The organism is Paraburkholderia phenoliruptrix, assembly GCF_019511605.1.
In the GTDB taxonomy this organism is placed as follows: domain Bacteria; phylum Pseudomonadota; class Gammaproteobacteria; order Burkholderiales; family Burkholderiaceae; genus Paraburkholderia; species Paraburkholderia phenoliruptrix_A.
In genome coordinates, this window is the sequence record NZ_JAEUAV010000041.1 from 1 (window position 1) to 21,969 (window position 21,969).

A 21,969-nucleotide genomic window follows, 5' to 3' on the forward strand; every position below is an offset into this window, starting at 1 on the left:
ACCCCGCCCCATGCTAGACTTCGCCCCATGTCCTACTGGCGCAAACTCATCCTCGTCCTGCTGCTTGCACTGAGCCTTCCGGTTCAGTCGTTCGCTGCCGTCTCGATGATGTGTGCGCCGTCCGAAGCAGAAGGTGACGAACCCGCCGCTTCGCACGTCCACCTCGCCGGCTCGGCGGACGAAGATCCACTCGTCGCAGATATTGACGGCCACGAAGGACATCACCACGACCTTGGCCCTGACAGCGGCCACCACCCCCACGCGTGCCTCGCCTGTGCCTCATGCTGTGTCGGCGCAGCGCTGCCGGTGGTGCCGGTCGTTTCCGCGTCAACCGACCTGATCCAGTTTTCCGCTCCCCTACCTCCCGATGCCGGTGTCGTGTTGTTCCTGACCGGCGGCATTGAGCGGCCGCCCCGGCTCATTCTCGTCTAAAGCGCGCACGCGCAGCGTTTTGCTGCGGCCTGCAAGTTTTTCCGGCGTCCGTCACGGTCGCCGGATGATTGATGACGAGAAAAATTCATGCGAACAATTTCTGCGGCGCTCCTGGGCGTGGGCGCAGCGTTGCCGTTGCTCGCGCACGCGAGCACTGCGATTTCCGACCCGACTGATGCGGCGGCATCGGTTCCCGCCGTCGCCGTGCAATCGGCATTCGACGGCTACAAGTCCTGGCAGGACGGCGAAGCACCGAGCTGGCAACAGCTGAACCGCGCGGTCGCGCCCGCTCGCGGTGCGACCGGGACAACGCACGGTCAACAGCCAGGCGGGGCCGCCGCCAGCAAGCCGGGCCACCAGCACGGGGGCGAGTCCCAATGATGCGCTCGCTCGCCCCAACCCGCATGGCGTGCGGCGCCATCGCGGTAATGCTGCTCGCCGGCTGTACCACCTTTTCCAGGGACGGTGGGTTCGACAGCGTCTCCACGATGGCGTCCGCGCGGCTTGGCAAAGAGGCCGTCTACGTGAAAACCGAAGCGGACCGCGAGGCTGTTTCCAGCCGTACCCAGGAGCTGTTGTCGAAGCCCCTCGGCATGGACGACGCTGTCCAGATCGCGCTGCTCAACAACCGGGGACTCCAGGCGTCGTACAGCGAACTCGGCATATCCGAAGCCGACCTCGTTCAGGCGGGCCGCCTGCCCAATCCGGGCTTTACGTTCAGCAGGACGCACTGGAGCGATGGCTTCGGCATCAGCCGGACTTTTTCGATGGGTGTGCTAAGTGTGCTCACGCTGCCCCTCGCGACCCGCATCGAGAGCCGGCGCTTCGAACAGACCAGGCTCGAGACGGCCAACGCGATGCTCGCCGTGGCCGCCGACACCCGCAAGGCCTACGTGAACGCCGTGGCCGCGCAGCAGGCGGCTAACTACGCCGCGCAGGTGAAGGATTCCGCGGAGGCCGGGGCCGAACTCGCGTTGCGCATGCGTCAGGCTGGGAGTTTCAGCAAGCTCGACCATGCACGCGAGCAGGCGTTTTACGCGGAGTCGGCCGCGCAGTTGGCGAGGGCGCTGCAGCAGTCCGTCGCGGCCCGCGAAAAGCTCACCCGCATGATGGGCCTGTGGGGCTCTGGCACGCAGTACACGCTGCCTGAGCGCCTGCCTGACCTGCCGAAGGACCGGCCGCAGCTCAATGACCTCGAAAGCCTTGCGATGCAGAACCGCCTCGACATTCAGGCCGCGAGGCTGCAGACGCAAAGCGTTGCCACCTCGCTCGGACTCAGCAAGGCGACGCGCTTCATCAATGCGCTCGAGGTCGGCTATCTCAACAACTTCGAGACCGACAAGGGCCACGAGCGCGGGTACGAAATCAGCGTGGAGATTCCACTCTTCGACTGGGGCAGCGCGAAGGTTGCGCGCGCGCAGGCCATCTACATGCAGTCGGCAAACCGGCTGGCACAGACGGCGATCGACGCGCGCTCCGAAGTGCGCGAGTCGTACTCCGCGTATGTGACGAGCTACGACGTAGCGAAGCATTACCGCGACGAAGTCGTGCCGGTACGCAAGATCATCTCGGACGAAATGCTGCTGCGCTACAACGGCATGCTCGCCAGCGTGTTCGAACTGCTTGCGGATTCGCGCGACCAGGTCGCTGCCGTCAACGGCTACATCGACGCGCTGAAGGACTACTGGCTCGCGGAGACGGACCTGCAGCAGTCGCTCGGGGGCCGGCTGCCGCCGCTCGCCATGACGCCGGCACCGGACGCAGCGCACAGCGATGCAACGCCGTCGCCGGCCACGCCCGCGTCGACTCCCAAACCTACAGCATTGGCCCCGGTGGAAAACCCCCGTATGCCCGTCCCCGTGGCCCAACCGGCGGCGTCGCCGTCGCCGTCGTCAGATTCGGAAGGTAAATGATCATGGTTTCACGTCGAAACTTTCTCGGCGGATCGGGCGCGGCGCTCCTCGGCGCTGCGCTCGTCAGCAAGGCCGGCGCGGCGTCGCTGCCAGAGGCGCCCGTCATGCAGAAGACCGCCACCCAGCCGCCGCTCGTCCCGCCTAACGGCCGCCCCTACACGCCCGTGGCGACGCTCAACGGCTGGACTCTGCCGTGGCGCATGAAGAACGGCTGGAAGGAATTTCACCTGATCGCGGAGCCGGTGGTGCGGGAACTCGCGCCCGGCATGAAGGCGAATCTGTGGGGCTACAACGGCCAGACCCCTGGGCCCACCATCGAAGCGGTGGAAGGTGACAAGGTCCGCATCTTCGTCACCAACAAGCTGCCTGAACACACCACGGTTCACTGGCACGGCATGCTGGTGCCATCCGGTATGGACGGCGTGGGCGGCCTCACGCAACCTCACATTCCGCCGGGCAAGACCTTCGTTTATGAGTTCCAGCTCGAGAAGCACGGCACCTTCATGTATCACCCGCACGCCGACGAGATGGTGCAGATGGCGATGGGCATGATGGGCACCTTCATCGTGCACCCGAAGGACCGCGGCGTCATGCCCGTGGACCGTGACTTTGTATTCCTGATGTCGGCCTACGACATCGATCCGGGCAGCTTCACGCCGCGCGTCAACGAAATGACCGACTTCAACATGTGGACGTGGAATGCACGCGTGTTTCCGGGCATCGACCCGTTGCCGGTGCGCGCGGGCGACCGTGTCCGCATCCGCTTCGGCAATCTGACCATGACCAATCACCCGATCCATCTGCATGGCTACAGCTTCGAGGTGGCAGGCACCGACGGCGGCTGGATACCGCCTGCCGCGCGCTGGCCGGAAGTAACCGCCGACGTCGCAGTGGGTCAGATGCGCGCCATCGAGTTCACCGCAAACCGGCCGGGCGACTGGGCATTTCACTGTCACAAGTCGCATCACACGATGAACGCGATGGGGCACCAGGTCCCGAACCTGATCGGCGTGCCGCAGAAGGACCTCGCGAGGCGCATCAACAAGCTCGTGCCGGACTACATGGCAATGGGCAGCACAGGCGGCTCGATGGGCGAAATGGAAATGCCGCTACCGGACAACACGCTGCCGATGATGACGGGCACCGGCCCATTCGGCGCGCTGGAAATGGGCGGCATGTTCACCGTCGTCAAGGTGCGTGAGGGCCTCGGCCGCAACGATTACCGCGATCCAGGCTGGTTCAGGCATCCGAAGGGCACCGTTGCATACGAGTACACGGGTGAACTGTCGGATGGCTGATGTCGTGCAAGGCCGGACTCGACACCGGCCGCAATCTGTTACTTCAACAATCGGAGAAAGTGTGATGAAAAAGGCAATTGTTTCGCTCGTAGTGGGTGGTGCCGTGGTCTTCTCAGCAGCCGCCTATGCGGCTAACGACACGCCCGACACGAATACCGCAGCCGGCGCGCAGTCGGGCGCGGCCACGGCGGACGCCATGTCGCATGGCGAAGTGAAGAAGGTGGACACGGCCGCTGGCAAGCTGACCATCAAGCATGGACCGCTCGTCAATCTCGACATGGAAGCCATGACGATGGTGTTCAAGGTCAAGGACCCGGCGATGCTCACGCAGGTCAAAGCCGGCGACAAGATTGACTTCATCGCGGAAGAGGTCGGCGGCGCGCTCACCGTGGTGAAGCTGCAGAAGCAATGAAAGCGCAATCAGGATGCAACAAGGATGCACTCGCGCGCCGGCCGCTGAACACACCGCGCGCGCCGCATCAATCTACGGAAACAACAGTCATGAACATCAATATGCACAAGCTCCTGGTTCGTGCAGTGCCAAGCGCCGCTTTCGTGTTTTTACCGGCGCTCGCGCTGGCGCACGGTAAGCTCGAGAGCGCAACGCCTGCTCCCGGCAGCACAGTCGAGACGTCGCCGCCGTCGCTGCGCCTCACGTTCAACGAGAGCCTGGAATCTTCGTTCAGCACCATCAAGCTGGTCGATGCATCCGGCACGCCGGCCACCAGAGAAAAGGCGACCGTCGACGCGTCGAACCCACGCGTACTGAGCCTCGCCGTGCCGAAGCTCGCTTCCGGCTCCTACACGGTGCAATGGGCCGTCATGACGCCGGACGCTCACAAGACCAAGGGCACCTACACGTTTGCGGTGAAGTGAATGAACGACGGTCTCCTCAGCGTTTTGCGGCTCACGTTCGTCGCGCTGCAGAACATCAGCTTCACGGCTGTGGTGGGCGCCTTGCTATGTGACGCGTGGCTGGCGCGCAGCACTTCGCGATGGCAGAAGAGAGTCAGTTTGCATCTGCTTCTCACCGTGCGGATCGGCGCGTTGGCTACGCTTCTTTTCAGTGGCATGGCGTTCTGGATTCACTGCGCGCTGATGAGCGAATCGACTCTGGCGGACGCAGGGCCCGCCGTCCTTTCGATGCTGAAGACAACCGGCTTTGGCCGCGCCTCGCTGGCAGGCGCGGGCTTCATGCTGATCGTAATGATGCTGTCGCTCGCGCAGTCTGCTTCGCCGATCCGTTTCAAAGCGGCCATCGGGCTTGCGCTTGCGGGCGTGGCATTGTCGCGCAGCCACACAGGTCATCCCGTGGACGCCGGCCTGCTGAGTCTGCCGGTGTGGGTCGACTGGATGCACCTGCTGGCAATCAGCATATGGGTGGGACTCGTTCTGGTCACGACATACGTGGTGCTGCCCCGCATGTTCAACGCGCCCGGCCCCGACCGGGACAACAATGCAGCGTTCGTCCGGTCGCTCTCCGACGCCGCCACCCTTGCACTCGTCATGCTGTTTGTTACCGGCGCATACAGTGGATGGCGCGCCGTGGGCACGCCAGGCAGCCTCATCACCTCTGAGTACGGTCAGGTGCTGCTGCTCAAGCTCGCGCTCGTGGCGGTGGCCGCTGTGCTCGGAGGGCATAACCGCTTCATCGAAATGCCGCAATTGCTTGCCGCGTTGACCGACGCCGAGCCAGAAGCCGCGGCTCGTCCGTTGAAACGCTTTGCCGCTGTCCTGCGGGTCGAGTCCGTGGTGCTGGCAGGCGTGCTGGTCGCGGCCGCCGTTCTCGTCTCCAGCCCTTTGCCGGGGACGACATGACGCGCAGCCCGGTCCTGCACGCCAGACTTGCCCGAAGGAGCGCCGCTGCCGCGCTGCGCCCGCGCCAGCTTGTCGCCCGCGCGCACTCCCGCTAGAATCCCCCGGTCACTGGGGAGTAGCCTTCCTTCACGCATCGCATGAAGGAGAGCGCGTCAACATACTTGGCCTGCGGGTCATGGCGCGTTCGACCGGTCGGTTTGGCGAGACCATTGGCGCACCGCTTCGTTCTGGTCGGACGGGTAGCGGTGCGTCATGGTTCGTCCTACGTCCGACCGCGGAGCCGCTGTGAAACCAATTCGTCCCCTCTCCAGATCTTCTCTGCGCCAACTGCCGCGCCGCGCGTTTTGCGTCGATGCACGGAGCCGCGCATGACCGGTCTCATCTTCGAACTGGCCGTCATGCTGGCCGTCATTCTCGTGGCGGCCGAGCTTTTCACCAATGCGTTGGAACACCTGGGCGAGCGCCTCAAAATATCGGAAGGCGTGACCGGCTCGCTGTTCGCGGCGGTCGGCACGGCGTTGCCGGAGACGCTGGTGCCGCTGATCGCGATTGTCGGCGGCTCGGCCGATCACGCCGTCAATGAGGAAATTGGCGTTGGCGCGATTCTCGGCGCGCCGCTGATGCTGTCCACACTGTCCACCTTCCTGATGACGCTCGCGGTGCTGCGCTCGCGCGGCCTGGCCGGGCGCGTCGTGCCGGAACGCTCGGGCTTCACGCGCGACCTCAACTATTTCCTGTTCGCGTTCCTGCTGGCTGCGGCGGCCATGTATGTGCCGCACGAGCAGCGCATCGTGCGGGCGCTCTTTAGCGTCGCGCTCGTCGGCGTATACGTTGCGTATGTGGTCGCGACGTTTCGCGCGTCGAACGATCTCGTCGATGCGGGCCACGGCACCGAGGCGCCGGGCACCATGATGCTCGCCCGCCTTGGCGTGCCGACCAACCTCGCCACCATCGCCGTCCAGTTGCTGCTCGCGGTGGGCTTGCTGGTGTGGGGCGCGGAGGGCTTTATCCACGGCGTGCGCGGCGTGTCCGCGGCCTTTGGCGTGTCGCCGCTGCTGTTGTCGCTGCTGATCATTCCAATTGCCACCGAGTTGCCCGAGAAGGTCAACAGCATCCTGTGGATCCGCCGCGGCAAGGACACGCTGGCGTTCGGCAACATCACCGGCGCCATGGTGTTTCAGGGCACCTTGCTGCCGGCCATCGGCATTCTGCTGACGCCGTGGACGCCCCGCATCGAGGTCCTGACCGGCATCGTCATCACGCTCGTCGCTGCCGCCTGGCTGCGGCTCAACGCGCGCCAGCGCGGCGCGCCAGTGTGGGCGCTGCTGGTCTGCGGCGCGCTGTATGCGGCCTATCTGGCGATCACGCTGACGCGCTAGGGCGCGGCGCTTGCCGGCCCGCCTCGCTTAGGGCGCGCCGCTTGCCGCCCCCCTTGCAATACCCCGATTTAAAGGCTTTTCCCGTGCTAACTCCCGGAATCGCCCGCGGGGGACGGGCGGCATAATTTCGACCATGTTCCATTGGCCTCGGTGCCCGGTTGTCTGGACTGTGCGGCTCGCGGCATCCGCCGCCACCGCGGGCACAAGGGCTACAAGCGCGGCACGGCCCAGACGGGCCGAGCGAGGCCGGCTTCATGTTCGAGTGATAGATATCGTGACTCTGAGACTTTTCGTGTACGGCTCCGGCGGCTTCGGTAAGGAAGTGATGGACGTTGCCCGCCGCCAGAACGCGGCGACCCGGCGCTGGGACCAGATCTGCTTTGTCGACGACATCCGCGCCGAACGCACGTTCTACGGCACCCAGGTACTGCGTTTCGACGACGCCGAAGTCGCTGGGCAGCTCGACGAAGCCGAGTTCGTGATTGCCGTCGGCGAACCCGCAGGCCGTGAAAAGCTCGGCAACAAGCTGCGCGCGGCCGGCGCCCGGCTCGGCCAGGTGCTCGACGTCAGCTCGCTCGTGGCGGACACCGTGTCGCTCGCCGAGGGGCTCGTCGTCACGCCGCTGTGCTCGATTTCGAGCGACGCCCGGCTCGGCCGCAACGCCTGCGTGAACACCATGTCGATTGTCGGCCACGACGTGCAGGTGGGCGAAAACACCGTTGTCTCGTCGATGGTCAACATCGGCGGTGCATGCGTGATCGGCGCGAACAGCTACCTCGGCATGGGTGCGCTGATCAAGGAAGGCGTGCGCATCGGCTCCAATTCCATCGTCGGCATGGGCTCGGTCGTGTACTCCGACATTCCCGACGACGTGATCGCCCTGGGCAACCCCGCGCGCGTTGCCCGTCCTAATACCGACCGCAAGGTCTTCAAGTGAGATTGGTAAATAAATGACGAACAGAGATAAATACGATCAGGTGTTCATGGATTGCTTCGCCGTTCCGCGCGACGCGCTCAACGAGGCGTTCGTCTATCAGTGCGTGCCGGCGTGGGATTCGGTCGGCCACATGGGCATGATCGCTGCGCTCGAAGACACCTTCGGCATCATGATGGAGACCGACGACATCATCGAATTCGGCTCATACACCATCGGCGTGGACAAACTGAAAAAGTACGGCGTAGAGCTATGAAATCCGGGTTCGTTAGCCGGCAATATCCTGAACGTGCAGCGCTCGTCACGGAGAGCGGCGTTACGCTCACGTATGCCGGACTGCATCAGGCCATTGACCGGCTGGCGGCCGTGTTGCCTGAACGGCAACTGCTTTTTCTCGTCGGCGGCAACGATCTGCCGACCGTGCTGTGCTATCTCGCGTCGCTCGCGCGCGGCACGGTGCCTCTCCTGCTGAGCAACGGGCTCGATCAGACGCAACTCGATCGCCTGATCGCCACCTACGATCCGGCGTACGTGTTTGCTGCGAATGGCGGCGAGCAAGGTCAGGCGCAAGCACACGGCACGCTGGTCCACGAAGAAGGCGCGTACGGTTTGTATCGCCGGGCCGAGGCGCCGCGCGTCGAGCTTCACCCCGATCTCGCGTTGCTCATGACCACCTCCGGCTCGACCGGCTCGCCGAAGCTGGTCCGCTTGAGCGCGGCCAATCTGCGCGCGAATGCGGCGTCGATTGTCGAGTATCTGGGCATCGACGAAAACGAGCGTGCAATCACTTCGTTGCCGTTTAACTACTCGTACGGTCTGTCGGTCATCAACAGCCATCTGCTCGCGGGCGCCTCGCTCGTGCTGTCGGACCGCTCGCTGATGGACGCCGTGTTCTGGCGCCAGCTCAATGAGCATCAGGCGACGAGCTTCGCGGGCGTGCCGTACAGCTACGATATTCTGCTCAAGCTGCGCCTTGCGCGGATCAACATGCCGTCGGTGCGCACGCTCACCCAGGCAGGCGGCCGCATGGACCCGGCGAAGCTGCGCCAGGTCGGCGACATCTGCCGCGAAAAGGGCATCCAGTTCTTTTCGATGTATGGTCAAACGGAAGCGACCGCGCGCATCGCCTATCTGAAGCCGGAGGAAATCGCGCACAAGGCGGGCAGCATTGGCCGCGCGATTCCGGGCGGGCGCCTGTGGCTCGAGAGCGACGACGGCCGCACGATCGCGCAGCCTGGCGAAGTGGGCGAACTCGTCTATGCGGGAGGCAATGTGTCGATGGGCTACGCGCAACAGGCGGCCGACCTCGCGCTGGGCGATCAGAACGGCGGCACGCTGCGCACGGGCGATCTGGCGCGCGTGGACGAAGATGGTTGCTTCTTCATCGAAGGACGCCGTCATCGTTTTCTGAAGATCCTCGGCCTGCGCATCTCGCTCGACGCGGTCGAGCAGGTCGCCGCTGACAAGGGCTTCTCGTGTGCCGCCAAGGGCACGGACGAGCAACTGGTCATTCATGTAGTGGACAGCCCCGCGCTCGTCGCCGAAGACTTCAGAAACGCCATGGCGAAGTCGCTCGGTTTGCATCCGTCTGTTGTCGCCGTCAGCCGCCTGCCGGAACTGCCGCGCCTACCCACAGGAAAGGTGGACTATCAATGTCTGACCCAATTGTCCTGAGCGACGTGCCGCAATGGCCGGTGTTCGCGCTCGCGAAGGCGGACAAGGAGCCCGCGCTGCTCGACGAACTGCAGCGCCTCTCGGGTCTGCATTACGACGGCTGCCCGCAGTACCGCGCTATCGTCGACAAGCTCGGCGCAAAGCGTGAAGCCGCCGCGCTCGCCGATCTGCCGTTTTTGCCGGTGCGGCTCTTCAAGCATGAGCAGTTGCTGAGCGTGCCTAGGAGCGAGGTCGTGAAGACCATGACCTCGTCGGGCACGAGCGGCCAGAGCGTGTCGCAGATCTTTCTCGACAAACAGACCGCGGCGCTTCAGGTGAAAGTGCTGTCGCGCATCGTGGGCGACTTCATCGGACCAAAGCGCCTGCCCATGCTCGTAATCGACTGCCGCGCGACGGTGGCCGACCGCTATCGGTTTTCCGCGCGTACTGCGGGCATTCTCGGCTTTTCGATCTTCGGGCGCGACGTGGAATACGCGTTGAACGACGACATGTCGCTCAATCTGGAAGCCACGCGGCGCTTTCTCGACAAGCACCGGGACCAGCCGGTGCTGCTGTTCGGCTTCACCTTCATTGTGTGGCAGCATCTGGTTCAGGCGCTGGAGGCGAGCGGCGAAACGTTGCCGCTGGAGCAGGGCATTCTGATTCATGGCGGTGGCTGGAAGCAGTTGCAGTCGCAAGCGGTGAGCGCAGACGAATTCAAACGCCGCCTGCGCAACGTCGCGGGCGTTGGCCGCGTTCACAACTACTACGGCATGGTCGAGCAGACCGGATCGATTTTCGTCGAATGCGAGCACGGTCACCTGCATGCGTCGTCGTGGTCTGAGGTCATCGTTCGCGACCCGCTCGACTTCAGCGCGCTGCCGCCCGGAAAAGCGGGGCTCATCCAGTTGCTGTCGGTGATTCCGCACAGCTATCCGGGACATTCGCTGCTGAGCGAAGATCTAGGCGAGATTGTCGGCGTCGACGATTGCGCATGCGGCCGCCGCGGCACCTACTTCAAGGTGCATGGCCGGATTCAGAACGCCGAGACGAGAGGTTGCAGTGATACGTATTCCCGCTGACATACTCGCCAAGACCGAGATTCTGGCGGGCAACCGCGACGGCATCTCGAACGCGCCCGCGCCGGTATTCGACGCGGAACGCGTGGAGTTTCTCGCGGACCTGTCGCGCGCATTGCTCGCTCGCGCCGAAACGCGCTCGCTGCCCGACGTGGTCAGCTTTGCATACTGGTGCCGGCGCGCGAATCTCACTCAGTTGGCAGCAAAATTCAACGCTCGCAGCGAAGTGCGCATGGGGCTTGGCCTGTCGTTTCATGTCTGTCCTTCGAACGTGCCGGTCAACTTCGCGTTCTCGCTTGCGTTCGGGCTGTTGTCGGGCAATACCTGTGTGTTGCGCTTGCCTTCGCGTGCGTCGGCCACGGCCGAGGTACTCGTCGAAGCGATCGCCGAACTGATGAACGACGCGCGTCACGCCGCACTCGCCGATAGCATTGTGCTCACCCGCTTCGAGCGCGACGACGCGCTCAACCGCTTCTGGCTTTCGGTTGCCGATGCGCGGCTCGTGTGGGGCGGCGATAAGACGGTCGAGCACATGCGCGCGCTGCCCAACCGGCCGCGTTCGCGCGAAGTTGCCTTCTCGGATCGTTATTCGCTGTGCGTGATGGAACCGCAAGCAATCCTCTCGCTCGATGACGAAGCGCTGCGCGCGTTGTGTCATCAACTGTTCAACGATCTGTATCTGATGGACCAGGCCGCCTGCTCTTCGCCGCAACTGGTCGCATGGATCGGCGAGCAAAAGGACGTCGACGCTGCGAAAGAACGCCTGTGGCCCGCGTTCGTCAGGCACGTGGCACAGCGCTACACGCCGGAGCCGGTGAACGTGATGGACAAGTACGTGCAGGCGTGCCGTCATGCGTTCGACAACGACCAGGTGGTCGCCATCCGTCAGCATGCCAATCTGCTGTATCGCGTCGAGTTGTCGGCGCTTGCGGAACATCAGGACGAATGCCGCGGCTACTTCGGCACCATTCACGAGGCCACGCTCGCCTCGCTCGACGAACTCGCGCCTATCGTCAATGAGCGCTACCAGACACTGACCTACTTCGGCGTCGACAAGGCGCGGTTGCAGGATTTCGTCGTGTCGCGGCGGCTGCGCGGCATCGACCGCGTGGTGCCGATCGGACGCGCGCTGGATATGAATATCGTATGGGATGGCTACGACGTGGTCGCGACGCTCTCGCGCATCGTGGACATTCAATGACGCACCGGACACCAGAGGAACAGATGGACAAGTTCAGTCTCAACTGCATCGAGTTGCAGGACTATCAGCCGAATCGTTATCCCTTCCTGATGATCGACCATGTCGACGAAGTGATGCCCGGCAAGTACGCGCGCGGATACAAGAACCTTACCCTGAACGAATGGTATTTTCCGGTTCATTTTCCGGGCGGCCCCAACATGCCGGGCGCGCTGCAACTCGAAGCGCTCGCGCAGATGCTGACCGTTGCCATCACCACGCTGCCTGGTTTGAAGGGCAAGGTAACGCACGCGTTGCAGCACACCGTGCGCTATCGCAAGGAAGTTCTGCCGGGCAAGAAGTTCGAGATCGACACGGAAGTGCTGTCGTGGAATCGCGGCATCTGCAAGGGACGCGGCGTGGCGAGAGTCGACGGTGAGATTGCGTGCGAAGCGGATATGCTGATCACGATTCCGGAAATTCTCGAACAGTATCTGCCGAAGAAGAAGTCGCCGGTATGAAAGAAGTGGCGGACATTGTGATTATCGGCTCGGGAGCGAGCGGCGCCGCCGCGGCCTGGAGCCTGAGCCGCGATCGCTCGTTGCGCATTGTGTGCCTCGAGCAGGGCTCGGTCACGAGGCCGTCCGACTACCCGTCGGCGTCGGTGGACTGGGAATTGAGCCGCTCAGGCGCGTATAGCTCGAACCCGTCTGTGCGCCGCAACGCCGCCGACTATCCGATCGACGATTCGGCGTCGCCCATTTCCATCGCCAACTTCAATGGCTTTGGCGGCAGCACTATTCTGTACTCGGCGCACTTTCCGCGCTTTCATCCGTCGGACTTCCGTACCCGCTCGCTCGACGGCGTGGGCGACGACTGGCCGCTGAGCTATGAAGAACTCAAGCCGTTCTTCACCGAAAACGAACGGATGATGGGCGTGGCCGGCCTGGTCGGCGACCCTGCGAATCCGGACTATGAATCGCTGTTGCCGCCCATTCCGCTTGGCCCGATGGGACGAACCATGGCGGGCGCGTTCAACGAACTCGGCTGGCACTGGTGGCCGTCGTACAGCGCGATCAACACGCACCGGCATGGCAATCGCGGCGCATGCGTCAATCTCGGCCCGTGCAATACCGGCTGCACGCAAGGCGCAAAGGGCAGCGTGGATGTCACGTACTGGCCGGTTGCGCGGCAACAGGGCGTCGAGGTGAGGACGGAATGCCGTGTGCGTGAAATCACGCTCGATGCGCGCGGCAACGCAGACGGCGTGCTTTACATGGATGCGCAAGGCGTCGAGCAGCGGCTCGACGCGCGCGTGGTCGTGGTTGCGTGCAGCGGTGTCGGCACGCCGCGGCTGCTGCTCAACTCGAAGTCGAGCGCGTTTCCCGATGGTCTGCTCAACGATAATGGCCTCGTGGGCCGCAATCTGATGCTACATCCGCTCGCTTATACAGAAGCGGTGTTCGACCACGACGTGCAATCGAGCATCGGCCCGCATGGCTGCTGCATTCTCAGTCAGCAGTTCTATGAGACAGCGGCGGAGCGCGACTTCGTGCGCGGCTACACGATGCAGGTGTTGCGCGGCGCACCGCCCGTTGAAACCGCGGTGTCGGGTTACTTCATGCGTCAGGTGCCGCTCGGCGCGGAGCACCACGCGAAGTTCAACCGGCTTTTCAATCGCACGGCAGGCATTGCGGTAATCACGGAAGATTTGCCCGAGCCGGAAAACCGCGTCGAACTCGACCCGGAGCATTGCGATTCGAGCGGCATGCCGGGCGTGAAGGTGTTCTACAAGCTCGGCGACAATACGAGCCGCATGCTCAAGCACGGCATTGAAATGAGCAAACAGGTGTTCGCCGCCGCCGGCGCGAAAGTAACGGCTTCGTTTGCGCCGGTGAAGCACACCGGCTGGCATTTGATGGGCACGGCGCGCATGGGCGAGAACGCCGCCACATCGGTGGTGAACAAGTACGGCCAGGCGCATGCGGTGAAGAACCTCTTCATTGTCGACAGCAGCATTTTTGTGACCGCTGGCGCAGTGAACCCGGTTGCGACAGCTCAGGCTTTGACGCTGATGGCCTGCGATCATCTGCAACGCAACCTCGACACACTGGTGGCATGAGCATGATCGAACTCGTTCTCGACACAATGCTTCCAGGCGACGCCGCGCTCGGCATGCCGTGCGCTTCCACGCTGGATTTCGAGGGGTATCAACTGCGCCATCGCGTGACGGACCAGGTAGACGCATTTCTGCGCATGCTGGCGAACGTCGCACAAGAAAAGTTCGGCCAGCCGTTCGACACGCTCGACGCAACAGAGCGGCTTGCTGCAATCAACGCTTGCAAGCTGGCCGACGTGCGACTTTTCTCGGCTTTTGTCACGCATGTCATGCGCGCCTATTACACCGAGCGCCGCGTGCTGGGCCAATTGTCCGCCGGCGCGGTGCCGCCGTTTCCCGCAGGCAACCAGATTGCCGCCGACGACTGGGACTTGCTCGAGCCCGTCTACCTGCGCGGCCAGATCTGGCGCGATATCGAATGAACAGGCAGGAATTTCCGATGCTGCTAAAAGACAAGCTCGCAGTCATTACCGGCGCCAATCGGGGCATCGGCCGGGCGATTGCCGAAACCTTCGCGGCCCACGGCGCGAACCTGATCGCCTGCATGCGCGAGGTCAGCGACGAGAAGCAGCAATGGCTCGCGTCGCTCGCACGACAGCATGGCGTGACGGCGCACGCGGTGAGCCTCGACCTCGCAGATGAAGCCTCGGTGAAAGCCGCGATCCGCCAGATCGCGAGCCTCGCGCCGCGCATCGACGTGTTGGTGAACAACGCGGGCGTGGCAAGCGGCGCGATCTTCCAGATGACGTCGATGGCGGAATTGCGCCGCCTCTTCGAAATCAACTTTTTCAGCCAGATCCTGCTCACGCAGGGACTGGCACGCGCGATGGTCCGCCACAAGGCCGGTTCCATCATCAATATCGCTTCCACTGCCGCGATGGTCGCCGATCCGGGCACGCTCGCCTACGGCTCGAGCAAGGCCGCATTCGCGCGCGCGACCGAAAGCATGGCGACCGAGCTCGGCGCCTCGGGCATTCGCGTGAACGCGATTGCGCCGGGCGTGACGCGCACCGATATGTACGACCAGATGACCGAAGCCGCGCGTGACAAGCTGATCGCTTCTTCTGCGATGAAGCGCGCGGTCGAACCCCAGGACGTTGCCAACATGGCGCTCTTCCTCGCCTCCGATCTGTCCACCGTCGTCACCGGACAGATCATGCGCGTGGACGGCGGCATGGTTTGAATTCAGGACCCGACACGATGAACTACTCCGACATCGAGCGCATGGCTTTGCTGATGCGCCAGAAAATTCTCGAGGTGAGCCACCACTGCAATCTGAGCGCGCATCTTGGCGGCGGCTTGTCGATGGTGGAAATCATGGCCACGCTGTATGCGCGGCAGTTGCGCTACGACCGCGGCAATCCGCGCTGGCCCGAACGGGACCGCTTCATTCTGAGCAAGGGCCACGGCGTGCTGGGCTATTTCTCGGCGCTGCGCGCGGCGGACATTATCGACGATGAAGTGTTCAACACGTTTCAGACCAACGACAGCCACCTGATTGCTCATCCGGTCATGAACATGGACCTTGGCATCGAGTCGTCGAACGGTAGCCTCGGGCAGGGCCTTTCAATGGCGATCGGCATCGCGCTCGCGGCGAAGAAAAAGCAGAAGGCGTTCAACACGTACGTGCTGCTTGGCGACGGCGAATGCAACGAAGGCTCGGTGTGGGAAGCGATCATGTCCGCCGCGCAATTGCGCCTCGACAACCTGGTCGCAATGGTCGACTACAACAAGCTGCAAAGCGACGGCGAAGCGAATCAGATTGTCGATCTCGGCGACCTGGCCGAGAAATTCCGCAGCTTCCGCTGGGACGTGCATGAAGTGGACGGCCACGACATCGCGCAACTGGTCGCCGCATTCGAGGCGCCCAAGGTGGAGGGCCGGCCGCGTGTGCTGGTCGCGCACACGGTGAAGGGCAAGGGCATCTCCTTCATGGAAAATAACAACGAATGGCACCATAACCGGCTGACGAAGACGAATTACGACCTCGCGCTCGCCGAGTTGAGCGTCATGGCGGACTGAACGGAGACGCGATCAAAATGCTGGAAATCAATGCAAGCAATGCACGTCAGTGGTCGCGGCTCGGCTCGCGCGGCGTGTTCGGTCTCGCGGCTTTGTCGATTGGCGAAACGCACGACGATCTGATGCTGATGTCCGCGGACCTCGGCAACTCGTCGGGTCTGGACCGCTTCAAGAAGGCCTATCCGGAGAAGTTCCTGAATATCGGCATTGCCGAGCAGAACCTGGTGGGCGTGGCCGCGGGCCTCGCGAAGGAAGGCTACAACGTGTTCGCCACGTCGTTCGCGCCGTTTATTTCGATGCGCGCTGCCGAGCAGATCCGCATGAATCTCGGCTACATGGAGATGAACGTGAAGGCCGTGGCGATCGGCAGCGGCGTGTCGATGGCGTTTCTCGGCAACTCGCATTACGGCATTGAAGACGCCGCCGTAATGCGCTCGATTCCGAACATGACGGTAGTGTGCCCCGCCGATTGCGCCGAGATCATCAAGACGGTGCAGGCGGCCGCGGAGTTCAAGGGGCCCATGTACATCCGCCTGACGGGCGCGGTGAACAATCCGCCCGTTTATACCGAAGACTACGACTTCCAGATTGGCCGCGCGATCACGCTGCGCGAGGGCTCGGACGTGACGATCATCGCGAACGGCACCATGGTGCATGAATCGCTCGAAGCGGCGAAGCTTTTGGAAGCACAGGGCATGTCGGTCGGCGTGATCAACATGCATACGCTGAAGCCGCTCGACACCCAGGCTATCGACGCCGCGATGGCGACGTCGAAAATGCTCGTCACGGTGGAGGAACATTCGGTGATCGGCGGCCTTGGCAGCGCGGTGGCGGAATACAAGGCAGCGAAACGATCGGCGCCGCCGCAACTGATTCTCGGCCTGCCCGACCGCTTCGAAAAGGCCGGCGAGTATCGCTACATGCTGGAGAAAACCGGCCTTGTCGGCGCGAAAATAGCGCAGCGAATTGCTGAGTTCGCGGCGGCCGGCGACGCCTGAGCATGACCCGACCCGGCGCATGCCGGGTTTTTCGCATTGGTACTCTGAGCAGTTCAACCAGACGGATACACCAGAACACTATGAACGTTGTGACTTCGGACGACAGCATTGGCATTCTGCCCAATCACCCTCTCTCGAAGCATTTCGTCGTAATCGGCTATCGTGACGGCGCTTTCTCGACGATCCCGCGCAACTGCTTTCGCACCTGGCTCGACGAGGAAGCGACGGTAGGCTCGTTCCATATTGGCCGATGCTCGGGGCTCGGCGTCGGCTCGATCGTCAAATACGACGGCGACGCGCAAAAGCTCGTGATCGGCAAGAACGTGGCCGGCGGACTACGGCTCAAGTTCCTGCTGAACGGCCAGCACGAGACGAGAAGCATCTCTATGACGATGTTCTCGATTTACGGCAACGGCCTCAGCAACTGCGTGATGCCGCAATATGGCGACACGGTGGTCCACAACGACGTGTGGATCGGCGACGAAGCTATGTTTCTGGGCGGCAGCGTGATTGAAAACGGCTGTGTGATCGGCGCGCGCACCGTTGTGCCGCCGAACTTCCGCAGCGAGCCATACGGCATCTACGTCGGCTCTCCGGCACGGCTGGTGCGTTTCCGCTTTCCAGAGAAGGTGCGCGAGCGCCTGCTGGAACTCGCGTGGTGGGACATGCCGCTAGACTGGATCAGGGCCAACAACGGCGCATTTGTCGCGGACCTCACGAAGGACGAAGGCCGGGCGCTCGAAGTGCTCGCCGAGCTTCAGCTCGCGAAGAACAACGCGCTGCAGAAAACGAGCACGGCCGCTGCGTAAGGCTAGCGGCCGGTTTTTCGGTTTGTCGCAGGATTATTCGAGGTTTATCGCAGGTTTATTGCCGCAGCAGCGAAGTGCGCTGCACCGCACTAAATCCGGTTCGGCGCGCGCCGGCTCGTACTGCCATGCGCGCGCCAGGTTTCATCAGCAGGACGTGATGATGTCGAGAATCCGGTCCATCTGCGCGTCGGTGAGATTCGGGAAGATCGGCAGGCACAGCACGCGTTGCGCGGCGTCCGAAGCAATCGGCAGATTTGCGCGATGCGCAGTCGGCAGGCCGCGGTACATCGGGAAGTCGGAAATCAACGGATAGAAGTAGCGCCGCACGATCACGTTGTGTTCGCGGAACCGCTCGTACAGCGCGTCGCGGCTAAGCGGGTAATCGTCGCCGACGAGCACCGGAAAGTACGCGTGATTCGAGACGTTGTCCTCGCACGCGGGCAGGCAGTGAATGCCTTTCACGTCGGCGAGCAGCGCGCAATAGCGCGCGGAAATCTCGCGGCGGCGCGCAAGCGCTTCGTCGATATGTTCGAGTTGCAGCAGGCCGAACGCCGCGTTGATCTCGCTCATCTTGCCGTTGATGCCCGGCGCCACCACCGTCGTTTCGTCGACGATGCCGAAGTTCTTCAGGTGGTCGACGCGCTGCTTGGTTTTCGCGTCCGGACAGATGATCGCGCCGCCTTCGAACGTGTTGAACACTTTCGTTGCATGGAAACTCAGCACCGAGAGATCGCCGTCACGCAGCACGCTTCTGCCGCCGGTCTTCACGGCAAATGCGTGCGCGGCGTCGTAGATCACCTTCAGGTTGTAGTTGTCGGCGATCTTCTGAATCGCGTCGATGTCGCACGGATAACCGTAGCAATGCACCGGCAGGATTGCGGTGGTCTGCGGCGTGATCGCGGCTTCGATCTTCGCGGGGTCCATGTTGAGCGTGACCGGATCGACGTCGACGAATACCGGCTTGATGCCGTTCCACAAGAGCGAGTGCCCGGTCGCGACGAACGAGTACGGCGTCGTGATCACTTCACCTGTAATGCGCAGCGCCTGCAATGCGGTGACGAGCGCCAGCGTGCCGTTGGAAAGCAGCGCGAGGTGATCGACGCCGAGGTATTCCTCGAGCGCCTTTTCGAGGCGCTGGTGGAACGGCCCGCCATTGGTCAGGATCTTACGGTCCCAGATTTCCCGCAGATACGGGATGAAGTCGTCAAGCGGCGGCAGGTGCGGCTGCGTAACGTAGATCGTTTCCTGGGTCAGCGCCGAGAGCGCTTGCGCCGGTAGGCTCGCATTCATAATCGTGTCTTCGCTTTATTGAGGACAATGCCCGCACGAATCGGTCAGGCCGCTGTTTTGACTTCGGCCCTGGTTTCAGCTTCGGCGGTGGCCTTTGCTGCGGGCTTTGCTTCGGGCGCGGGCGGCGGGCACCAGTCCGCGGGCAGGGTCGCTTCGAATGGAGTCGGCGTTTCGTCCGCGCACCAGCGCTGCCACATCGTGCGCAGCGCAATCGACAAACCGCCCGCCACTTTCTCCGGATGGAACGGCACGGAGCCCAGGCACCGTTCGCGCATGCCGATGCGCAACGCGCTCAGTGCGTCCAGATCGCGCGTGAGCTCGATACTCTTTTTCACGAACTCGTCCTTGTCGCGGGCGACGAAGTCATGCAGGCCGACCTGTTCGAGCCAGCCGGCGCCGCAGCGGCTCGGCATGGAGGTGCCGGGCATGGTTACCGTCGGCACGCCCATCCACAGCGCGTTGAGGGTCGTGGTCGAGCCGACGTACGGGAACGTATCGAGGCACAGGTCCACGTGGTGATGCTGTTGCATGTACACCGGCAAGGTCGTGCGCGGGCAGAACGTGAGCCGCGACGTGTCGATGCCCTCGTTTCTGAACCACTCGAGATACGTCTCTTCGTCGAGCTTGCTGCCGATAGCGCCGATCACCATTCGCGAGGTCGGCTGCGCACGCAGAATCGTGCTCCACAGCGCGATCACTTCGGTGCTCAGCTTGTTCAGCCGGTTAAAGCTGCCATACGTGATGTAGCCCTTGTGCAAGGCGGGCAGACCGTTGACCGGCGGGCAATTCGGCGGCGGCATGTAGGCGGTCGACGAAGGCAGCAGGGCCAGCTTTTCGGTGAACTGCTCGGTGAACTCGTCGATAGGCGCGACGAAGCGGTCGGCGATGTAGTAGTCGAAGGCCGCCATGCCGGTGGTGCCCGGATAACCGATCCACGATGCCTGCACCGGCGCCGGCTTCTGAGCCAGCGCGACGATTCGCGTATGCGCGGTGTGCCCCGACAGATCGACCACGATGTCGATGTTGTCGTCGCGGATTTTCTTGACCAGCGCGGCGTCGCTCATGTCGGCGACCGCGTTCCATACGTGCGCGCACTCGCGCAATTGGGCGGTCATGTGATCCTGCAGGCCGAACGTGTAATAGAAGTGCAGCGTCAGGCTAGGATCGCGGTACAGATGCTGCACGATCGGCAGGAAGTAATACGCGACCGCGTGATTGCAGAAGTCGCCGGAAACAAAGCCGATGCGCAGCTTGCGGTCCGGATTGCGCTTGTTCGGGTAGCGGCGGCTGCCGGCCGCGGGCACGTCGTGAATCTCGCCGAACACGCAGTGCTCCTTGAAGAGCGCCGCTTTGTCGATTGTGCTGTTGTGCGTCAGGCAGAACAGCAGGTTGCTGCGCGCGTTGCTGTTGGTCGGTTCGAGCTCCAGCGAAAGGCGCAATGCTTTTTCCGCCAGATCCATCGCGCCGATGCCGAGATACAGGGTGCCGAGCGAGCTATGCACGGCTGCCGAGCGCGGCGCGAGGTCGGCGGCGCGCTGGCACGATGCAATGGCTTCTGCACGCTTGCCGAGCGCAATCAGCGTGACGCCGAGAATACGGTGCGCCTCCGCGTGCTCGGGGACGATGGCGAGCAGCTCGCGCGCCTGGGTTTCGGCTTCGGCCAATGCGCCGGTGTGGCGCAGCGTGTCCGAGAGCAGCAGGCGGCAGATCACGTCGTTCGGATCGAGCTCGATCGCCTTGCGCGCGGCCGGAATGACCTCGCGGAACTGGCTGTTCTTGTGCAACGAAATGGAGAGCGCGCGCCAGCATTCGCTGTCTTTCGGATAGCGGGCAACGAGCTTGCGCGCGACCGCCACCGACTCCGCGAGCTGGCCCTTGTGCACCAGCATGTTGTGCTTGTGCAGCTCGCCTTTGTCGGCCTGACGGTGCTTGGTCGTCTTCAGCGGTACGGGCGCCGCCGGCTGCTGCTGTTGCTGCTGCTGGTCGGCCGGCTGTGCCGCGGCCTCCGGTTGGGGCGTGTCGTCCGACGTTTCGCTGACGATCAGCTTGATGTTGTCCGTCGGGCTTGCGTTCGGCGTGGTTTCGAGCTTGCGGTCTGGATAGGCGAGCTGCGTGATCAGGCCGTTGAGCGCGGGACCGTTGACGCCCTGCTGCTGCGCCATTTCGACCGCCAGCCAGCCGGCTGCCACCTGATCGCTCTGGAACAGCGCGTTGATATACGCGACCCAGTATTGACCGTTCTGCGGCCGGATGCCGAGCGCGACTTCGAAGTGCGGTACCGCCTCGGCGGGGAGGTCGGTCTGGACCTTGATCACGCCGAGGTTGTAGTTCGCATCCGGATGCTGCGGCACCGCCTCGATGATGGCTTCGAAGAGCGCGCGCGCGTCGTCGATTTCACCCTTGTGGTATTGCTCGATGGCGCTCTGCATGACGAGAGCGATGTCCTGAGCGCGCTGCTGTTCAGGGGAAAGAGGCTGGGGAGCCGAGAAGTCGAATTGGATGGACATGATGCTCGCACGAGGAAGCTGTACGTTGGATTATCAAGTCGGAATTCGCGGCCTGAAGGGTGGAAGTGACGCCAAAATGACCACCAATTCACCTGATTACGCAGACAGCCGGGCGGCACAAAAAGAAGCGCCCGCGCGAGGCGGGCGAGGGTGAAACGAGCGCACCCTCGGTCGAGTGCGCAGTTGTTGTTGGTTAGACTGTTGCGGCTTGCGCGCCGCTCATCGGCTCACAGTTGCGCGGCCTTCTGATACTGGTTTGCGGCGCTCACGCGGCGCATGGCGGCGGTGTATTCGGCCTCCAGTTCCACTTGCGTGGTTTGCGCGTCGGCGAAAATTGCGGCGTTGCGCGCGATGATCGAGCGGATCACATCGGCCGACGCCTGCACGTCCGTAGCGCTGAGCGACATGATGAGCGGCGAACGGATCTCTGCAAGCCGCGCGGCTTCGGGCCAGTCGGCCAGCGCGGCCGCGTGCTCGATGTCTTCGGTCAGCGCGAGCACTTTCTCGATCAGGGCAGATTGCTGCATGTGCGATTCTCCGT

At 63.2% G+C, this 21,969-nt stretch carries 23 protein-coding genes and 1 riboswitch; of the genes, 20 read left to right on the top strand and 3 right to left on the bottom strand.

Annotated elements, in window-relative coordinates:
* The first annotated feature begins 27 nt into the window (after window positions 1-27).
* From JNB89_RS29630 to JNB89_RS29725, 20 genes are all read left to right on the top strand, one after another.
* Complete coding sequence (locus tag JNB89_RS29630; RefSeq protein ID WP_220364575.1) at window positions 28-432, top strand: hypothetical protein; 405 nt, start codon at window positions 28-30, stop codon at window positions 430-432.
* Window positions 433-519: 87 nt separating this feature from the next.
* The gene (locus JNB89_RS29635) at window positions 520-813 is read left to right on the top strand and encodes a hypothetical protein (RefSeq protein WP_220364576.1); all 294 of its coding nucleotides are present in this window, start codon (window positions 520-522) and stop codon (window positions 811-813) included.
* Window positions 810-2,345, top strand: coding sequence for a TolC family protein (locus JNB89_RS29640; RefSeq protein ID WP_220364577.1), 1,536 nt, complete (start codon window positions 810-812; stop codon window positions 2,343-2,345). The genes JNB89_RS29635 and JNB89_RS29640 overlap by 4 nt, the downstream gene beginning before the upstream one ends.
* Window positions 2,342-3,643: a copper oxidase gene (locus tag JNB89_RS29645; protein WP_220364578.1), complete on the top strand. Its 1,302-nt coding sequence runs from the start codon at window positions 2,342-2,344 to the stop codon at window positions 3,641-3,643. Before JNB89_RS29640 ends, JNB89_RS29645 begins: the two co-directional genes overlap by 4 nt.
* A 64-nt stretch (window positions 3,644-3,707) precedes the next feature.
* Window positions 3,708-4,055 carry a copper-binding protein gene (locus tag JNB89_RS29650; RefSeq protein WP_220364579.1) on the top strand — a complete coding sequence of 116 codons (348 nt, stop codon included), beginning with the start codon at window positions 3,708-3,710 and terminating at the stop codon, window positions 4,053-4,055.
* A gap of 89 nt (window positions 4,056-4,144) precedes the next feature.
* Window positions 4,145-4,519: a copper resistance CopC family protein gene (locus JNB89_RS29655; RefSeq protein WP_220364580.1), complete on the top strand. Its 375-nt coding sequence runs from the start codon at window positions 4,145-4,147 to the stop codon at window positions 4,517-4,519.
* On the top strand, window positions 4,520-5,461 hold the full coding sequence (locus JNB89_RS29660) for a copper resistance D family protein (RefSeq protein ID WP_220364581.1): 942 nt from the start codon (window positions 4,520-4,522) through the stop codon (window positions 5,459-5,461).
* Window positions 5,462-5,559: 98 nt separating this feature from the next.
* Window positions 5,560-5,737: riboswitch (yybP-ykoY riboswitch) on the top strand.
* Between the two features lie 92 nt (window positions 5,738-5,829).
* On the top strand, window positions 5,830-6,840 hold the full coding sequence (locus tag JNB89_RS29665) for a sodium:calcium antiporter (RefSeq protein WP_220364582.1): 1,011 nt from the start codon (window positions 5,830-5,832) through the stop codon (window positions 6,838-6,840).
* A 292-nt stretch (window positions 6,841-7,132) separates the two neighbouring features.
* The gene (locus tag JNB89_RS29670) at window positions 7,133-7,777 is read left to right on the top strand and encodes an acetyltransferase (protein ID WP_220364595.1); all 645 of its coding nucleotides are present in this window, start codon (window positions 7,133-7,135) and stop codon (window positions 7,775-7,777) included.
* 13 nt (window positions 7,778-7,790) lie between these two features.
* Window positions 7,791-8,030, top strand: a complete 240-nt coding sequence (locus tag JNB89_RS29675; RefSeq protein ID WP_013340892.1) for an acyl carrier protein — start codon at window positions 7,791-7,793, stop codon at window positions 8,028-8,030.
* Window positions 8,027-9,448 (top strand): AMP-binding protein, encoded by a 1,422-nt coding sequence (locus JNB89_RS29680; RefSeq protein WP_220364583.1) that lies wholly within the window; start codon window positions 8,027-8,029, stop codon window positions 9,446-9,448. Before JNB89_RS29675 ends, JNB89_RS29680 begins: the two co-directional genes overlap by 4 nt.
* Window positions 9,427-10,509: an acyl-protein synthetase gene (locus JNB89_RS29685; protein ID WP_220364584.1), complete on the top strand. Its 1,083-nt coding sequence runs from the start codon at window positions 9,427-9,429 to the stop codon at window positions 10,507-10,509. Before JNB89_RS29680 ends, JNB89_RS29685 begins: the two co-directional genes overlap by 22 nt.
* Window positions 10,490-11,707, top strand: a complete 1,218-nt coding sequence (locus JNB89_RS29690; protein ID WP_220364585.1) for an acyl-CoA reductase — start codon at window positions 10,490-10,492, stop codon at window positions 11,705-11,707. The genes JNB89_RS29685 and JNB89_RS29690 overlap by 20 nt, the downstream gene beginning before the upstream one ends.
* 23 nt (window positions 11,708-11,730) lie before the next feature.
* Window positions 11,731-12,204 (top strand): 3-hydroxyacyl-ACP dehydratase FabZ, encoded by a 474-nt coding sequence (gene fabZ / locus JNB89_RS29695; protein ID WP_013340888.1) that lies wholly within the window; start codon window positions 11,731-11,733, stop codon window positions 12,202-12,204.
* The gene (locus JNB89_RS29700; protein ID WP_220364586.1) at window positions 12,201-13,805 is read left to right on the top strand and encodes a GMC family oxidoreductase; all 1,605 of its coding nucleotides are present in this window, start codon (window positions 12,201-12,203) and stop codon (window positions 13,803-13,805) included. The genes fabZ and JNB89_RS29700 overlap by 4 nt, the downstream gene beginning before the upstream one ends.
* Before the next feature lie 2 nt (window positions 13,806-13,807).
* On the top strand, window positions 13,808-14,224 hold the full coding sequence (locus JNB89_RS29705) for a hypothetical protein (RefSeq protein ID WP_223216894.1): 417 nt from the start codon (window positions 13,808-13,810) through the stop codon (window positions 14,222-14,224).
* A gap of 17 nt (window positions 14,225-14,241) precedes the next feature.
* The gene (locus JNB89_RS29710) at window positions 14,242-14,985 is read left to right on the top strand and encodes an SDR family NAD(P)-dependent oxidoreductase (RefSeq protein WP_220364588.1); all 744 of its coding nucleotides are present in this window, start codon (window positions 14,242-14,244) and stop codon (window positions 14,983-14,985) included.
* A gap of 17 nt (window positions 14,986-15,002) precedes the next feature.
* Window positions 15,003-15,824, top strand: coding sequence for a transketolase (locus tag JNB89_RS29715; protein ID WP_220364589.1), 822 nt, complete (start codon window positions 15,003-15,005; stop codon window positions 15,822-15,824).
* A 17-nt stretch (window positions 15,825-15,841) separates the two neighbouring features.
* Window positions 15,842-16,822 (top strand): transketolase family protein, encoded by a 981-nt coding sequence (locus tag JNB89_RS29720; RefSeq protein ID WP_013340883.1) that lies wholly within the window; start codon window positions 15,842-15,844, stop codon window positions 16,820-16,822.
* An 80-nt stretch (window positions 16,823-16,902) separates the two neighbouring features.
* Complete coding sequence (locus JNB89_RS29725) at window positions 16,903-17,631, top strand: acetyltransferase (RefSeq protein WP_220364590.1); 729 nt, start codon at window positions 16,903-16,905, stop codon at window positions 17,629-17,631.
* A gap of 144 nt (window positions 17,632-17,775) precedes the next feature.
* Here the strand turns inward: JNB89_RS29725 and JNB89_RS29730 are convergent, their stop codons facing one another.
* The 3 genes from JNB89_RS29730 to fliT all read right to left on the bottom strand — a co-directional run bounded on the left by JNB89_RS29730 (window position 17,776) and on the right by fliT (window position 21,955).
* On the bottom strand, window positions 17,776-18,921 hold the full coding sequence (locus tag JNB89_RS29730; RefSeq protein ID WP_220364591.1) for a DegT/DnrJ/EryC1/StrS family aminotransferase: 1,146 nt from the start codon (window positions 18,919-18,921) through the stop codon (window positions 17,776-17,778).
* Between the two features lie 44 nt (window positions 18,922-18,965).
* Entirely contained in the window at window positions 18,966-21,428 is a 2,463-nt protein-coding gene (locus tag JNB89_RS29735; protein WP_220364592.1) for a tetratricopeptide repeat protein, read from the bottom strand.
* 227 nt (window positions 21,429-21,655) lie between these two features.
* Window positions 21,656-21,955, bottom strand: a complete 300-nt coding sequence (gene fliT / locus JNB89_RS29740; protein WP_135892612.1) for a flagellar protein FliT — start codon at window positions 21,953-21,955, stop codon at window positions 21,656-21,658.
* Between the last annotated feature and the right edge of the window lie 14 nt (window positions 21,956-21,969).

Excerpts from the sequence above, each read along its gene's own strand:
- JNB89_RS29630 (WP_220364575.1), top strand. The coding sequence starts at position 28 with ATGTCCTACTGGCGCAAACTCATCCTCGTCCTGCTGCTTGCACTGAGC.
- JNB89_RS29635 (WP_220364576.1), top strand. The coding sequence starts at position 520 with ATGCGAACAATTTCTGCGGCGCTCCTGGGCGTGGGCGCAGCGTTGCCG.
- JNB89_RS29640 (WP_220364577.1), top strand. The coding sequence starts at position 810 with ATGATGCGCTCGCTCGCCCCAACCCGCATGGCGTGCGGCGCCATCGCG.
- JNB89_RS29645 (WP_220364578.1), top strand. The coding sequence starts at position 2,342 with ATGATCATGGTTTCACGTCGAAACTTTCTCGGCGGATCGGGCGCGGCG.
- JNB89_RS29650 (WP_220364579.1), top strand. The coding sequence starts at position 3,708 with ATGAAAAAGGCAATTGTTTCGCTCGTAGTGGGTGGTGCCGTGGTCTTC.
- JNB89_RS29655 (WP_220364580.1), top strand. The coding sequence starts at position 4,145 with ATGAACATCAATATGCACAAGCTCCTGGTTCGTGCAGTGCCAAGCGCC.
- JNB89_RS29660 (WP_220364581.1), top strand. The coding sequence starts at position 4,520 with ATGAACGACGGTCTCCTCAGCGTTTTGCGGCTCACGTTCGTCGCGCTG.
- JNB89_RS29665 (WP_220364582.1), top strand. The coding sequence starts at position 5,830 with ATGACCGGTCTCATCTTCGAACTGGCCGTCATGCTGGCCGTCATTCTC.
- JNB89_RS29675 (WP_013340892.1), top strand. The coding sequence starts at position 7,791 with ATGACGAACAGAGATAAATACGATCAGGTGTTCATGGATTGCTTCGCC.
- JNB89_RS29680 (WP_220364583.1), top strand. The coding sequence starts at position 8,027 with ATGAAATCCGGGTTCGTTAGCCGGCAATATCCTGAACGTGCAGCGCTC.
- JNB89_RS29685 (WP_220364584.1), top strand. The coding sequence starts at position 9,427 with ATGTCTGACCCAATTGTCCTGAGCGACGTGCCGCAATGGCCGGTGTTC.
- fabZ (WP_013340888.1), top strand. The coding sequence starts at position 11,731 with ATGGACAAGTTCAGTCTCAACTGCATCGAGTTGCAGGACTATCAGCCG.
- JNB89_RS29700 (WP_220364586.1), top strand. The coding sequence starts at position 12,201 with ATGAAAGAAGTGGCGGACATTGTGATTATCGGCTCGGGAGCGAGCGGC.
- JNB89_RS29705 (WP_223216894.1), top strand. The coding sequence starts at position 13,808 with ATGATCGAACTCGTTCTCGACACAATGCTTCCAGGCGACGCCGCGCTC.
- JNB89_RS29710 (WP_220364588.1), top strand. The coding sequence starts at position 14,242 with ATGCTGCTAAAAGACAAGCTCGCAGTCATTACCGGCGCCAATCGGGGC.
- JNB89_RS29715 (WP_220364589.1), top strand. The coding sequence starts at position 15,003 with ATGAACTACTCCGACATCGAGCGCATGGCTTTGCTGATGCGCCAGAAA.
- JNB89_RS29720 (WP_013340883.1), top strand. The coding sequence starts at position 15,842 with ATGCTGGAAATCAATGCAAGCAATGCACGTCAGTGGTCGCGGCTCGGC.
- JNB89_RS29725 (WP_220364590.1), top strand. The coding sequence starts at position 16,903 with ATGAACGTTGTGACTTCGGACGACAGCATTGGCATTCTGCCCAATCAC.
- JNB89_RS29730 (WP_220364591.1), bottom strand. The coding sequence starts at position 18,921 with ATGAATGCGAGCCTACCGGCGCAAGCGCTCTCGGCGCTGACCCAGGAA.
- JNB89_RS29735 (WP_220364592.1), bottom strand. The coding sequence starts at position 21,428 with ATGTCCATCCAATTCGACTTCTCGGCTCCCCAGCCTCTTTCCCCTGAA.
- fliT (WP_135892612.1), bottom strand. The coding sequence starts at position 21,955 with ATGCAGCAATCTGCCCTGATCGAGAAAGTGCTCGCGCTGACCGAAGAC.